Raw genomic sequence first — 14366 nt, forward strand, 5'->3', positions numbered from 1 at the left:
CAAGCCCCCATGGATGGGTTTACTGCGTGTCTTGATGTGCACCACCGGTGGCAGGGCCGCCACCGTAGGTCTTAAAGACAAAAACCCGTCGCTTCTTACTGAGACTTCCGCACCCGCAGGTACCACTCGGAAAGCAGTCGTACCTGTTTCTCGGTGTAGCCACGCTCGACCATGCGGGCGACGAAGTCCGCATGCTTCTTCTTGTCGTCCGCAGAAGCCTTGGTGTTGAACGAGATTACCGGCAGCAGGTCCTCGGTATTGGAGAACATTTTCTTCTCGATAACTGCACGCAGCTTCTCGTAAGATCTCCAGTCCGGATTTTTGCCCTGATTGCCCGCTCGCGCGCGCAGGACAAAGTTGACGATCTCGTTGCGGAAATCTTTTGGATTGGAAATGCCTGCAGGTTTTTCTGTTTTTTCCAGCTCCTCGTTCAGCGCTGCGCGGTCGAGGATCTCGCCGGTTTCCGGATCGCGGTATTCCTGATCCTGAATCCAGAAGTCAGCATAGGTTACGTAGCGGTCGAACAGGTTCTGCCCGTATTCCGCGTAAGATTCCAGGTACGCGGTCTGGATTTCCTTGCCGATAAAGTCGACATAGCGCGGCGCCAGATATTCCTTGATAAAGCCCAGATAGTTTTCGTGCAATTCCGGTGGGAACTGCTCTTGTTCGATCTGCTGCTCCAGCACATACAGCAGGTGTACCGGGTTGGCGGCCACTTCAGTGGCATCGAAGTTGAATACTTTCGACAGAATCTTGAAAGCGAAGCGTGTAGATAGACCATTCATGCCTTCATCAACACCGGCGTTGTCGCGGTATTCCTGAATGGTTTTTGCTTTTGGGTCTGTGTCTTTCAGGTTTTCCCCGTCGTACACCCGCATCTTCGAGAACACACTGGAGTTATCCGGATTCTTGATGCGTGAAAGTACCGAGAACTGGGCCAGCATACGCAGGGTGTCCGGAGCGCACGGGGCTTTTGACAGCGAGCTGTGCTCGAGCAGCTTGTCGTAAATCTTGATTTCTTCTTTAACCCGCAGGCAATAGGGCACCTTGACGATATAGATACGATCGAGGAATGCTTCGTTGTTGCGGTTATTGCGGAATGACTGCCACTCAGATTCGTTGGAGTGCGCCAGGATCACCCCGTTGAACGGAATCGCTCCCAATCCTTCGGTACTGTTGTAGTTACCTTCCTGGGTTGCGGTCAGCAGTGGGTGCAGCACCTTGATTGGCGCCTTGAACATTTCCACAAATTCCATCAGGCCCTGGTTGGCGCGACACAGGCTGCCGGAGAAACTGTAGGCATCCGGGTCGTTTTGCGGGAAGTCTTCCAGCTTGCGGATATCTACCTTGCCCACCAGGGAGGAAATATCCTGGTTGTTTTCATCGCCGGGCTCGGTTTTGGCAATGGCGACCTGATCGAGAATCGACGGGCGGACCTTCACGACCTTGAACTTGCTGATGTCGCCCTTGTACTCGTGCAGGCGCTTCACAGCCCAGGGCGACATGATGGTATTTACGTAGCGGCGCGGGATGCCGTAATCCTCTTCCAGGATCTGGCCGTCTTCGGTCGGGGAAAACAGGGCCAGTGGGGACTCGAATACCGGCGATCCCTTGATCGCGTAAATCGGGATCTGCTCCATCAAGGCTTTCAGGCGTTCCGCCAGCGAGGACTTGCCACCACCTACCGGACCGAGCAGGTACAGAATCTGTTTCTTCTCTTCCAGCCCCTGGGCGGCGTGGCGGAAGAAGGACACGATTTGCTCGATGGCATCTTCCATGCCGTAGAACTCGGCGAATGCCTTGTAGCGCTTGATGACCTTGTTGGAAAAAATACGCGAGAGTCGGGGGTCGCGGGAAGTGTCGACCAGCTCGGCTTCACCGATCGCCATCAACATGCGCTCTGCGGGAGAGGCATAGGCGCTGCGGTCGTTTTTGCACAGCTCCAGGTACTCCTGGATAGTGAGTTCTTCCTCCTGAATCGACTCGTAGCGTTCCAGGTAGTGATTGAATATCGACATGGTGTACGACTCCCTGTAGCGTACCGCGTCAGTAACTGGCCTCCTGCCGTGGAGTACCTACTGCGCTGCAGCGTAGTGATGACCGCGAATACATCTCGCAACGAATGCTGAAAAGCGCTGACGCGCGAGAACGCTATCTTTATTACCTATTGGATTGCGCGACGATGCTGCTGTCGCAACAGGGGGCCTGCTATCAGGTCCCGCACTTTCAGGATAGTCAGCGCTCCGGGTTCAAAGGGGTAAACCGCACAAGATGGGTTGATGCGTGCGCCAGTTTTGCGAAGCTGGTTCGTGGCGTAAAATATGTTGTAAAGTGATGTGACCTGCAGGTATAGGCGATGATCGCTGCGCCGGGCAGGTATTTCGCGACAGAAAACGGACAACAAAGGAAAATCATGAAAGTTCTGGTAACCGGCGGCGCCGGCTATATTGGCAGTCATACCTGTGTCGAGTTGCTGCAGGCGGGCTACGAGCCCGTGGTGGTAGACAACCTGTGCAACAGCAGCGAGGAGGCTCTGCAGCGGGTTGAGGCCATTACCGGAAAATCGGTTCCCTTCCACCGCGTGGATATCAAGGATGCCGATGCCCTGCGGGAAATTTTTCGCCAGCACAACGTGTCTGCGGTAATCCACTTTGCTGGTCTCAAGGCCGTTGGAGAATCAGTTTCTCTTCCTTTGCGTTATTACCAGAACAACGTTGCCGGCACTCTGACCCTGTGTGAAGTGATGGAAGAGTTCGGCGTTCACCAGCTGATCTTCAGCTCTTCCGCCACCGTGTATGGCGATCCCGAAACGGTTCCCATCCGGGAAGATTTCCCCACCGGCGCCACCAACCCCTATGGCGCCAGCAAGTTGATGGTGGAAGATATCCTGCAGGACCTGTGCAAGGCGCCCGGCAATCAGTGGAAAGTGAGCCTGTTGCGTTACTTCAACCCCATCGGTGCCCACGAGAGCGGTACAATTGGCGAAGACCCTGCGGGTGTCCCCAACAACCTGCTGCCTTTTGTGGCGCAGGTTGCAGTGGGACGTCTGCCCCGCCTGCAGGTATTCGGTGACGATTACCCGACCCCCGACGGCACCGGTGTGCGCGACTATATCCATGTGGTGGATCTTGCTCGCGGCCATCTCGCGGCACTCAACAAGCTGCAAAAAACGGAAACCGATACCGGTTGTTATACCTATAACCTCGGAACCGGTCGCGGCAGCTCTGTGCTGGAAATCGTACGCGCGTTTGCCGATGCGGCGGGTCGAGAGATTCCCTATAAAATTGTTCCTCGTCGTCCCGGCGATATTGCCGAATGTTATGCCGACCCCAGTTATGCCGAACGGGAGCTGGGATGGAAAACCGAGCTGGATCTGCAGCGGATGGTGGAGGATACCTGGCGCTGGCAGTCGCAGAATCCGAACGGATACCTGAAATAATCAGGAAGCGTTGATTAGAAAAAACGGGCCTCGTGGCCCGTTTTTTTGTGGCCCCATTTGCCTGTAGTAGGTAATGGTATAGCCGTGTAATACGGTGTAAGCGAGCAGCTATTGATCTGATCGAAGAATCCCATAATTATGCGAGCGTGAAACTGTGCCTGTTTTGATCTGTATTGGTCGGTTGGCGAAAAGGAAAGTTATAAAAAATAAGGGTATCAAGTATGGAGACTGTTGTTACGGAATCGACCGGGAGTGGGCCGGAGCCGACGGCTGCTGCGGTGAAAGTTCAGCCGCACCCCTGGCGTGCGGCGGGTTGGTTGGTGCTATTTGCAGTGCTGCATCTGCTCGGGGTGTTTCTTTATATCGCGGGCTACGGAGGTTATCTCGGTGCGCAACTGGGCGCCCAGGGTGAAGTGGTTGATCCAGTGGCTGTGCAGGCGCAGATAGCTGAGCACGTTACCCAGCCCGGTGCTATGGCGGGCATGTACCTTGCCCAGTTTGTATTGATACTGCCGGTACTGCTGCTGGTATCCCGTTTCAAAGGCCAGACAGCGGCTCAGACACTGGGTATTCAGTCATTCTCAATAAAGCAGGTCATACCGTGGATGGGTGTGCTGGCGGTATTTCTGGCCGTGGAGACTACCGCAGCTCGCGTGTTCAATATCGAGCAGGGCGAGTTCATGGAGATGCTGGCGGGTAGTAAGCACCTGTTACTGGCGTTGGTGCTCGTATTTGCCGCGCCACTATTGGAAGAACTGGTGTTCCGCGGCTATCTGTTCCGCGCTTGGCGCAACACCCGGCTCGGTTTTAGCGGTACTTTGCTGTTGACCTCTGCGTTGTTCACCCTGCTGCACTGGGGGCAGTACAGCCTGGTTCAGCTGAGCTTTATATTCACTCTTGCGCTGATATTGGGGTTTGCGCGGGAAAAGAGCGGCTCCGTATTACTGCCGATGTTTCTGCACTTGGGCAACAACCTTGCTGCAGCGGTTTTGGTTCTTTATCTGGGAATCTTGTAACAGCAAGTCAGTAAGCGCTTAACGCGGGTGGTGTAGTACCGCCTGCGTTGAAACCAATTTGGGGATTCCTGTAATCGCGAGAATGTAAGCCTTTCAATGAAAGAAATTGAAATTCTCCAAGGTGCCTCGGAGGACTCGACTCCGCCGTCAACTGTGGATCGTTCTGGCAGAAAAAGTGTCCGCGTGGATGAAAGCGGTCCCTGGTTTTCCATTAGCTGGTTGTTCACATCTCTAATTCTCCATTCTTTAGGTATCGGGCTTTACATCGTGGCGTTGCGTGTTCAGGGCATCGTGGATGCATCTTATCAAATTGAGGAGTACTTGATGAGGTCGGAGTCCCTGCCCGGTCTGACTTTTATGGCTGGATATTTATGATTCCTGTACTGATCTTGGCGGCACATTTCGGCCACCGGTCTTGGCGGAAGGGGTTAGCACTTGTTCGATTCAGTCCAAGGCAGCTACTGGTCTATTCGCTCATACTACTGGTATATCTGCCAATCATTTTGCAAGGCTTGGAAAATCTGATGCGTGTAATTATGCTGAATTATCTGGCGCTGATTTAATGGTTTTTAGCCGGTCGTATTCAGGCCCCAATACTGATTTATCTTAAATTTTTCAGTCCGCGTAGAAACAGGCTTCGCCCCAGAGCCGCGTCGCGGTGAGATAGCCTCTCCCTAACGAGGGCATAGATGTTCTCGGTATTGTCTTCATTTTTCGATTGACAGTATCGTGCATAAACTTCGACGCACGATAAATTTTTTATGACCAATGATTTTTAAATGAATAAAAGTTCATTTTTTAAAGGCAGTTAATAAAAGAATTGAAACTTTATTCAGTAATTGGGCGTGTGTAATGACGTGTAATCAGGCGACTATTGAAATGCCCGTAATAAATCCGTAAAAAGTGCTTCCCTTAACGGAGTTGTTGCTGAAGGATTTAGTAGTGCCTGGATTATTTCGCCAAAAAGTTGTGGAGCGCCAAGCCGACCGGCTGCATGGCGAAATCTTATTGCTCCCCCGTCTGTCTCACTCGCTCATCCTGGGTATCTTGTTGGCCTGGGTCGCGGTCACCATTCTATGGCTGGTGAATAGCCACTACGCACGTAAGGAAACCGTACAAGGCTGGCTGGAACCGGCCTCCGGGGTTGTACGCGTATACGCCGAGCGCTCCGGTGTTATCAAATCGGTTTTGGTTTCAGATGGTGAGAAAGTCAGCAAGGGGCAGCCGCTATTTGTCGTAAACGGAGACCGGATTCTTGAAGGCGGAAGGCGCTTGGAGTCAGTTCTTCTTAACGAGTATGAAAGCCAGCGGAAACTACTCACCGCGCAGCTTGAACGAGCAAAGAAGATAAGCTCGAAGAAAGAGCAGAACCTCAAGCAGCGTATAATTGCGGCCAAGGAAGATCTCAAGCTGCTTGAAAAGCAGATGGGTGTAATGGAAAGGCGCTATGCACTGGTGGCTGAACAGGCAGAGCGCTACCAGAAACTAAGAAAGTCCGGCCACGTTTCCTCCGCGAATCTTGATAACGTGATTGCACAGAAATTGAATTTAGAGAGTGAGAGTGAAGGGTTGGCTCGAAATCACGTGAACCTGCGTAACCAGATTCATGTGCTTGAGAGTGAACGCTCAATGCTGCCGGACGATTCCGCCAATGCAGAAGACCAGTTGCGTACCCGACTCTCCGATCTTGCTCGCCAGATCGCACAGATGCATGGACAGCGCGCATATGTTGTAAAAGCCTCCCGACCGGGATTGGTTAGTAATCTGCAGGTCAGTGAAGGTCAGCAGGTACAAGTCACCATACCGGCGCTTTCCCTGGTTCCAGAGGGACAGACATTAACGGCGCAATTACTGGTGCCTGTGCGGTCAGCCGGGTTTCTGGCCGAAAATCAACCCCTCAGTATCCGATACGATGCCTTCCCTTACCAGAAGTTCGGTTTGTACGAAGGGGTTGTGGTGGAAGTATCCGAGACCGCACTCCTGCCCGATGAGTTTCTTCACGCGCCCGTGCCCCTGCGGGAGCCTGCATATAAGGTAACAGCCAGTCTGATGGCTCCCACCGTAAAGGCCTACGGAAAAGAGTTTTCCCTGAAGCCTGGTATGACGCTTTCTGCAGACGTGCAACTCGCCGAACGCAGTCTGCTGCAATGGTTGTTGGAGCCGCTGTATAGCCTGAGGGGCCGGATCTGATGGAGGCTACAGCCGAGAATACGGTCCCCCATCCGCGGCCCGAGCAGTTATTGAGCTTTTCCGCTAGTCGATGCCTGCCAGTCATACTGCAGACGGAAGCAGCGGAGTGTGGCTTGGTCTGCTTGGCGATGATTGCAGGCTTTCATGGGTATCAGACAGATCTTGCCAGTTTAAGGTGCAGGTTTAGTATTTCCAGTCATGGAACTAACTTAAAAACCCTGATGGATATGGCCGGGCGCTTGAATTTAGCTGGGCGTGCATTGCGGCTGGAAATGGAGCACCTGGAACAGCTCCAGCTTCCGTGCGTATTGCATTGGGATATGAATCACTTTGTAGTTCTGAAGTCTGCTCAAGGCAAGAAAATTACGATTCACGACCCCGCTATTGGTGAGCGAGTTCTTGATAGAGAGGAGTTTTCTGGGCACTTTACCGGAGTCGCGCTGGAGTTGACGCCTACCGAAGAGTTTCAGACAGGTGAGGATCGCCAGAGACTGAAGCTTGGTCACTTCTGGTCGCGTGTTAGTGGCTTGAAGCGAAGCTTGGTTCAGGTGCTTCTGCTGTCTCTATTGCTGCAGCTTTTTGCGGTCGTTACGCCGTTCTATATGCAAACGGTCGTGGATGATGTAATTCTACGGAGCGACGAAAGTCTTCTTCTTGTATTGGCAATGGGTTTTGGGCTGTTACTGCTAATTCAGACAGGTACCAACGCGTTGCGTCAGTGGGTAATTCTGTTTATATCCAGCCGACTGAATATACAGATGGCAGCCAATCTTTTTCGTCATCTCATTCGCCTGCCAATGAGCTATTTTTCTACCCGGCATATGGGCGATGTTGTATCCCGCTTTGGCTCACTGAGTAAGGTGCGTGAACTGCTCACAACGGGTTTGATCGCGGCTGTTGTGGATGGCGTGATGGCTTTGATCACTCTGATCGCGATGTTCTTTTATGATTTGAAGCTCACACTTCTGGTTCTAGGTGTGGTTTTACTCTACGCCGCACTGCGTCTGCTGCTATACCGTCCGCTTAGGCTTCTGACAGAAGAGTACATTGTGGCAATGGCGAAGCACGATTCTCATTTTATGGAATCTGTGAGAGCGATCCAGACAGTAAAACTTTTTCAGCGTGAAAACGACCGGCAGGGTCAATGGCAGAATCGTCTGGCCGATGCTGTAAATAAGGATATTCGTATTAGCCGGTGGAATATCGGATTTGACACGATTAATCGTCTTCTGTTCGGGATGGAAAACCTGTTGGTAGTTTATTTCGCTGCTACCGCGGTTATGGGGAATCTTATTAGTGTAGGGATGCTTTACGCATTTATGAGCTACAAAACTCGATTCGTGGAGTCGATGGATGCACTAATCCTCAAGTGGATTGAGTTGAAAATGTTGGGGCTTCATCTGGATCGACTCTCGGATATTATATTTACCTCAACGGAAAAATTTGACGAGCAATCGGCTCTGCCATTCGAGTCCGGCCCTGCTACAGAACCGCTAAAAGGAAAAATCGAGGTTCGCAACCTGAGTTTTCGCTATGGCGAAGCTGAAGCGCCTGCTTTTACCGGTCTGAACTTTACCATCGAGGTTGGGGAGACCGTGGCAATTACTGGTTCCAGCGGTTGTGGAAAGACAACGCTCCTAAAGTGCTTGATGGGGTTGCTGGAACCTGCCGAAGGGGAGGTTCTGATTGATGGCAAGCCGCTAAAACGAGTACCTAATTTTCGTCAGCAAATTGCAGGAGTTATGCAAGATGATCAGCTGCTGGCTGGGACCATTGCCGATAATATCGCCTGCTTCGAGCCGAAACCAAACCTGCATCGTATTGTTGAATGCGCTCAGATGGCATGCATACATGAAGAAATTCTAAAAATGCCCATGCAGTACAACACGTTGGTTGGCGATATGGGAACAAGTCTCAGCGGAGGGCAAAAGCAAAGAATTGTGTTGGCGCGCGCGTTGTATCGTGAGCCGCGTATCCTGTTCATGGATGAAGCTACCAGTCACCTGGATGTGGCAAGCGAATCACTGGTCAATGATCATGTAAGAAGTCTCGCCATAACCCGAGTGTTGGTTGCTCATAGGCCGGAAACGGTCAAGTCTGCAGGGAGGCAGATAAAGTTATCCGAGTAAACTCGGTGTTTATTAATCGTATGGAGACATTTTTATGAAAGAGTTGAACTCAGTTGAGCTGTCGGGTGTTTTTGGTGGGGACGGTGTGGATGGGCCGAAAGGTGATACCAATTGTGTTGTTGTAACTGTCGATACTGGCCAGGCTTGTGAGTATGTAATTTCATGTGGGCCAACTGATAAGGCTTGAGCCAATACTAAGGCGATCTCTTATTGAGATCGCCGTTTAAGTGCAGCGCTGTATCTATTTATATCTTCGGTCGAGGTTTTAAAAATGACCATTTCTCGAAAAGTTAGTGCGATTGTATTAGCTATTACCGGGGTCATATTTTTGAATGTCTCAATGGCACATTCCCAGCTAGATGTTCGTGAAAATGACATTCAAGCTGAAGACGCAGTGCAGAGGTGCATGCAGTGGTTTGCAGGTAGAAAATTCAGCCTTGATATTGGGGATTACCCTGACTTCTCTATTAAGGAGATATCAGGCGGCTATTGTATTGATGGGGTAATAGGCGACAATTCGCACTTAAAGGCGCTAAGTCTGATTGAGAAGAAAGGTCGGACTAATCCTATATTCGTTATTAGGTCTCCAGGGGGAGACGTTCTAGCATCGATGAAAATAGCTGAAGCGATAATGCAGTTGGATAGTACGGTTGTGGCCGTTGATGTATGTGCATCGAGTTGCGCAAATTATCTAATGCTTGCTGGGAAGAGGCGGGTTGTGTACGAAGATGCGCTGTTATTATTTCACGGATCCTCGAGATACAGGGATGTCAGACGTATTCTCGAATTTAACGGGGCGGCAGTCTCTGATTATGTTGGGTCGTCTGATTCTGTAGTTTTAAGATCTGCTAAAGAAGCATTTAGTGTAATTGACAGGCAAGAAAAGATTTTGCTGCGGGCTGGTGTAAAGAGTTATTTTTTTTATTGGATGGAAACGTTTTATAGGATGACGGATGAGGAAAGGCGAGAATATTGTCCTGTTGATTCGACACTTATATTATTTTCTCCAGATATTTTGAAAAAATTTGATTACAACTTTTTGGGGTACTTTGGCCCTATCTCGCAGGAAGAAGTGGATGCGGTGTACTCGGGGCAGGGGCGAAGACACAAAATATGTTTCTGGGATCGAGACGTACTGTAAAAAGGAAGGAGTCGGCCTCTAGGGCTCTCTACTAAAAGGTGGCGCAGGTTCTTGCATTTGGCGGGAGCCGAGCTAGTTGGAATACATTGATTTTGCCGGCGCGTACTGATTGTTACGAGCCGGAGGTCCAGTTCACGGAAGAAGTTTCCAGTCACCCGGATGTGACGAAAGAATCTCTGGCCCAGGGCCAAGTGATACCTATTGCCAAAATTCAGGTGCTGGTTGCTCATCGGCCGGAGACGGCTGAATCTGCAAGGAAGCAGAAAATATCTTCGGGATTGATCCGAAATCTAACTTGAAACTTGGAGAAAAAACTATGAAGGAACTGAGTAAGCAGGAAGTTAAGCAAGTGGCTGGTGGCATGATGTGGCTGTATCGAGCCGCGCGGTGGCTGGCCTTTGAAGGTATGGCTAATGGTGTAAGCGGCCCTGACAGATACGCCGGCGATTTTCACGGATAAGTATTGACTTCGGATTGGGGCGGCAAGTGAATTGCATTTTTTTCAGCTTGTCGCCCTTCTTCGTTTAACTATAGATCGAGGCTGTGGCCTCGATTTTGTGCTCGTGCTGCGTGTAGATGATGAGGGAAGTTTTTCGAATGGATACACGTAAAAAAGATGTGTCACGGATGATGGAGCAGTCAGCTGGGGCCAGTGGGGCTCCTTTGGGTAGCGGGCCCTGGTTATCGATTAGCTGGTTGGCTGTTTTCTTTATACTACATTTATTGGGTATTTGGCTGTACACCGTATATCTACGAGTGCAGGGAGCAATTGTAGAGTTTGATCAGATCCAAGAGTTCCTGTTGAGGCCGGAGTCATTGGTTGGCGTTTCTTTGGCTGGGTGGTCTTTGGTTCTTCCGGCACTTGTTTTAGCTGGTCGCTCTATTGAAAAGTCTTGGTGGCAGGGGCTCGGGCTCGTCAAATTTAGTTTGAAGCATCTCTGGGTGTGGCTGCTAATTTTACTTCTATACCTTGGCTTCGAGGTGGCTGTATTGGAGTTGTTGCAGGTCGAGCACAGTGAGTTTGTGGAGCAAATGGTAGGTCAGCGGAAGCCGCTATTGGTCTTGACTATAGTAGCCTGGGCGCCTCTGGTCGAAGAGTTGTTGTTTCGCGGCTATCTTTTTGGTGTATGGCGACAGTCAAGAGCCGGGCTCTGGGGAACCTTGCTGTTTACTTCTTCTTTATTTGCGTTGATGCACGGTGGGCAATATGGGTTGGTGCCTTTAGCTTTTGTTTTCAGCTTTAGCGTTCTTATGGGGATTGCCCGGGAAATGAGTGGATCAGTTTTTCTGCCGATCCTACTGCATGGAATGGCAAACCTTGTGGCTGTGCTTGCGGTAAATTTCTTAGGGTTGATCTAGCAGTTTGTCTTTATTGGATGTGAATTGCGTCGAGGTTCAGAGCGTACAGTCGGCGCAGAAAAAAGATTCATCTTCCAATTTCATTGTGGTGAGGTAACCGCCCCACACGCAACCCGTGTCCAGTGCGTATACGTTTTTAGTGTTTGCCTCTCCCTCCAGCGCCGCCCAGTGCCCAAAGATTACCCGGTCGTTTTTGGTTTTCCGGTTCTTGTAGCTGAACCAGGGTTTGTAATCGTGGTGAGCTGCCAGCGGTCCCTGTTTGGTGACCAGATCCAGGGTGCCGTCTTCCTTGCAGAAGCGCATGCGGGTGAAGTAGTTGGTGATTGAGCGCAGGCGTTCCACGCCGATAAGGTGATCGTTCCACAGGTGCGGCTCATTCCCGTACATGCCGAAGAAATAGGCCTCTGCCATGGCCGGGTCCTGCAGGGTTTTGTGGACTTCCCCCGCCAGTTCCAGTGCCTTGCTCATACTCCACATGGGGGGAATGCCCGCGTGCACCATGGAAAAATATTTGTCGTTAACCTTCTTGTGCACCATCAGCGGCTGCTTCTGCAGCCAGCCAAGTAGCTTGTCGGCGTCTTTGGCCCGCAGGACTTCGGCCAGGTCGTGCTCTTTGTCGGTCAGGCGCTTGGCACCGTGGGCAATGGCGAGCAGGTGCAGGTCGTGGTTGCCGAGCACTGCGGTGACCTGGCTGCGATGCTCGTAGAGAAAGCGCAGGGTGCCGAGGCTGTCCGGGCCGCGGTGGACCATATCGCCGGCTAGCCACAGCTTGTCCTTGTCGGGGTTGAAGTGAACTTTTTTCAGCAGTCTCTGAAATGGTTCCAGGCAACCCTGGATATCGCCGATTGCGTAGGTGGCCAAAAGATTTCCCCGGTTATTCTGACGCCGATTCCGGCGGAGTCATCTGGCTGCAGTAGTTGGCCAGTTCCACATATTCCTTCACGCTCAGGGTTTCCGGGCGACGGCTGGTATCCACCGGTAATTGCTCTGGATCCAGGTTCGGGAACAGGGGTTTCAATGCATTGCGCAGGGTTTTGCGGCGCTGCTGGAAGGCGACACTGACGATGCGTTCCAGTAGCTGCTCATCTTGCGCCGGGTGCGGCAGTGTCTGGTGCGGTATCAGGCGCACAATGGCGGAGTCCACTTTGGGCGCCGGACGGAAGGACTGCGGCGGTACCGGGAACAGGCCCTGCACCCGACAGTAGTACTGCGCCATGACACTCAGGCGGCCAAAGGATTTTACGCCGGGCACCGCGCTCAGGCGGTCAACCACTTCCTTCTGCAGCATGAAATGCATGTCCTGAATCTTGCCGCGGAAACTCAGCAAGTGGAACAGCAGGGGCGTTGAGATGTTGTAGGGCAGGTTGCCCACGATACGCAGCTGTTCACCTTCTCCCTCGGCGAGGCTGCCAAAATCAAATTTCAGTGCATCTTTCTCGATGATGGTGAAATCCGGATAGTCGCGGAATTTGAATTCCAGCATCGGGATCAGGTCCCGGTCTAGTTCGACGGCGGTCAGTGACGGGCACTTGTCCAGTAGCAGCGCAGTGATTGCGCCCTGGCCAGGGCCGATCTCCACCAGCTTGTCGGTAGCTTTGGGGCCGATGGCGCGCACAATGCGCTCGATGATATTCTCATCGACGAGAAAATTCTGGCCGAAACGCTTGCGCGCTTTGTGTTGGAAAAAATTGTCCATGAAACTTTTCGTGTGGGTAATAGGTTGCAGCGTGCCGCAAAAATCAAATGGCGCGCAGTCGTACCAGCTCGACGGCCTGGCTCAGGGCGGCGTTGAGGCTGCCGCTATCGGCAATTCCTGTACCGGCAATATTGAGTGCGGTGCCGTGATCCACGGAGGTGCGGATAAACGGCAGTCCCAGGGTGATATTGATGGCGCGCCCGAATCCCTTGAATTTTAACACTGGCAGGCCCTGATCGTGGTACATCGCCAGTACCGCGTCACAGCGCGCCAGTTGCGGTGGGGTGAACAGGGTATCGGCGGGCAGGGGGCCGATCAGATCCAGTCCAAGTGCGCGCAGGGTGTCCAGCGCCGGTTCGATGACCTCGATTTCCTCCCGCCCAAGATGGCCGCCTTCCCCGGCGTGAGGGTTGAGGCCGCATACGCCGATACGCGGGCGCTCGATCCGGAACTGCTGCTGCAGGCTGCGGTGCAGGATGGTGAGGACTTGCTGCAGGGATTCCCCGCTGATTGCCTGGCTGACATCCTTCAGCGGGATATGGGTGGTGGCCAGGGCTACCCGCAGGTCGTCTGCGGCCAGCATCATCACCACCTTTTCCACACCTGCCTGTTCCGCGAAAAATTCGGTATGGCCGCTGAACGGCACTCCAGACTCGTTAATCACACCCTTGTGTACCGGTCCCGTCACCACGGCATCGAAGGTGTGGTCTATACAGCCTGCGGCGGCGCGGCGCAGGGTTTCCAATACGTAGGGGCCGTTGGCGGCGTCGAGTTGCCCGGGACTGGCCGGCGCGGCGAGGGATACCGGCAGGATATGCAGGGCGCCCTCGGGGGTGGCGGTGGCCGGCTGGGTGGGCTCGAACGGCAGCAGCTGCAGAGGCTTGCCCTGGCGGGCAGCTTCCTGCTGCAACAGCTCGGGATCGGCGATGGCGACGATCTGTGCGCCGGCGATGTCGGGGGTGCGCGCGGAGCTGGCGAGTTTGACTGCCAGCTCCGGGCCAATTCCGGCGGGCTCGCCGGGGGTGAATGCGATACGCGGGATCATCCGGTTACTGGCTTTCGCCCTCACCTTCCGCCTTGCTCTCGCCTTCTTTTGGCTCGCCGGAATCCTTCAACTCCGGCAGCTTGATCTCCACATAGGCCTGATCGCGGATTTCCTGACGCCAATTCTGCAGCTCTTCCTCGTAGCGGCGATTGCGCAGCAGATTGGCCGCCTGGTTGCGGATGTACTGATCGGTCATGTCCTGTTGGCGACGGCCTTCCACCTGCAGCAGGTGCCAGCCGAATTGGCTCCGGAATGGCATGCTCAGCTCGCCCACCGGGGTGTTGTTCATGGCTTGGGTAAATTCCGGTACAAACTGGCCGGGATTGGACCAGCCCAGGTCACCGCCCTGCA

Annotated in this window: 14 protein-coding genes; 9 read left to right on the forward strand and 5 right to left on the reverse strand. The window is 52.8% G+C overall.

What is annotated here, in order from left to right; all coding sequences use genetic code 11:
- Window positions 1–95 precede the first annotated feature (95 nt).
- Complete coding sequence (locus tag B4U49_RS03965; RefSeq protein ID WP_078083279.1) at window positions 96–2018, reverse strand: PrkA family serine protein kinase; 1923 nt, start codon at window positions 2016–2018, stop codon at window positions 96–98.
- Window positions 2019–2413: 395 nt separating this feature from the next.
- Here B4U49_RS03965 and galE point away from each other — a divergent pair, with 395 nt between their 5' ends.
- The 9 genes from galE (at window position 2414) to B4U49_RS04010 (ending at window position 11274) form a co-directional block, all read left to right on the forward strand.
- Window positions 2414–3439: a UDP-glucose 4-epimerase GalE gene (galE, locus tag B4U49_RS03975; protein WP_078083281.1), complete on the forward strand. Its 1026-nt coding sequence runs from the start codon at window positions 2414–2416 to the stop codon at window positions 3437–3439.
- 221 nt (window positions 3440–3660) lie between these two features.
- Complete coding sequence (locus tag B4U49_RS03980; RefSeq protein WP_078083282.1) at window positions 3661–4455, forward strand: CPBP family intramembrane glutamic endopeptidase; 795 nt, start codon at window positions 3661–3663, stop codon at window positions 4453–4455.
- A gap of 96 nt (window positions 4456–4551) precedes the next feature.
- On the forward strand, window positions 4552–4830 hold the full coding sequence (locus B4U49_RS03985) for a hypothetical protein (protein WP_143735519.1): 279 nt from the start codon (window positions 4552–4554) through the stop codon (window positions 4828–4830).
- 549 nt (window positions 4831–5379) lie between these two features.
- On the forward strand, window positions 5380–6645 hold the full coding sequence (locus tag B4U49_RS03995) for an HlyD family secretion protein (protein ID WP_239692466.1): 1266 nt from the start codon (window positions 5380–5382) through the stop codon (window positions 6643–6645).
- A complete protein-coding gene (locus tag B4U49_RS04000) occupies window positions 6645–8774 on the forward strand; it encodes a peptidase domain-containing ABC transporter (RefSeq protein ID WP_078083285.1) in 2130 nt (709 codons plus the stop codon). Before B4U49_RS03995 ends, B4U49_RS04000 begins: the two co-directional genes overlap by 1 nt.
- Window positions 8775–8808: 34 nt before the next feature.
- Window positions 8809–8961, forward strand: a complete 153-nt coding sequence (locus B4U49_RS19060; protein WP_158078548.1) for a hypothetical protein — start codon at window positions 8809–8811, stop codon at window positions 8959–8961.
- A gap of 84 nt (window positions 8962–9045) precedes the next feature.
- Window positions 9046–9915 (forward strand): ATP-dependent Clp protease proteolytic subunit, encoded by an 870-nt coding sequence (locus tag B4U49_RS04005; protein ID WP_078083286.1) that lies wholly within the window; start codon window positions 9046–9048, stop codon window positions 9913–9915.
- A gap of 316 nt (window positions 9916–10231) precedes the next feature.
- Window positions 10232–10375 (forward strand): hypothetical protein, encoded by a 144-nt coding sequence (locus B4U49_RS19065; protein ID WP_158078549.1) that lies wholly within the window; start codon window positions 10232–10234, stop codon window positions 10373–10375.
- Between the two features lie 137 nt (window positions 10376–10512).
- Window positions 10513–11274, forward strand: a complete 762-nt coding sequence (locus B4U49_RS04010) for a CPBP family intramembrane glutamic endopeptidase (RefSeq protein ID WP_158078550.1) — start codon at window positions 10513–10515, stop codon at window positions 11272–11274.
- Window positions 11275–11310: 36 nt separating this feature from the next.
- On the opposite strand, the gene B4U49_RS04015 is transcribed toward B4U49_RS04010, so the two are convergent.
- From B4U49_RS04015 to B4U49_RS04030, 4 genes are all read right to left on the reverse strand, one after another.
- Entirely contained in the window at window positions 11311–12135 is an 825-nt protein-coding gene (locus B4U49_RS04015) for a symmetrical bis(5'-nucleosyl)-tetraphosphatase (RefSeq protein ID WP_078083288.1), read from the reverse strand.
- Between the two features lie 13 nt (window positions 12136–12148).
- Window positions 12149–12970: a 16S rRNA (adenine(1518)-N(6)/adenine(1519)-N(6))-dimethyltransferase RsmA gene (gene rsmA / locus B4U49_RS04020; protein ID WP_078083289.1), complete on the reverse strand. Its 822-nt coding sequence runs from the start codon at window positions 12968–12970 to the stop codon at window positions 12149–12151.
- Window positions 12971–13013: 43 nt separating this feature from the next.
- A complete protein-coding gene (gene pdxA, locus B4U49_RS04025; protein ID WP_078083290.1) occupies window positions 13014–14015 on the reverse strand; it encodes a 4-hydroxythreonine-4-phosphate dehydrogenase PdxA in 1002 nt (333 codons plus the stop codon).
- A gap of 4 nt (window positions 14016–14019) precedes the next feature.
- A partial coding sequence (locus B4U49_RS04030) for a peptidylprolyl isomerase (RefSeq protein ID WP_193432807.1) occupies window positions 14020–14366 on the reverse strand: 347 nt, incomplete at its 5' end.

Source organism: Microbulbifer mangrovi (genome assembly GCF_002009015.1).
Lineage (GTDB): Bacteria > Pseudomonadota > Gammaproteobacteria > Pseudomonadales > Cellvibrionaceae > Microbulbifer > Microbulbifer mangrovi.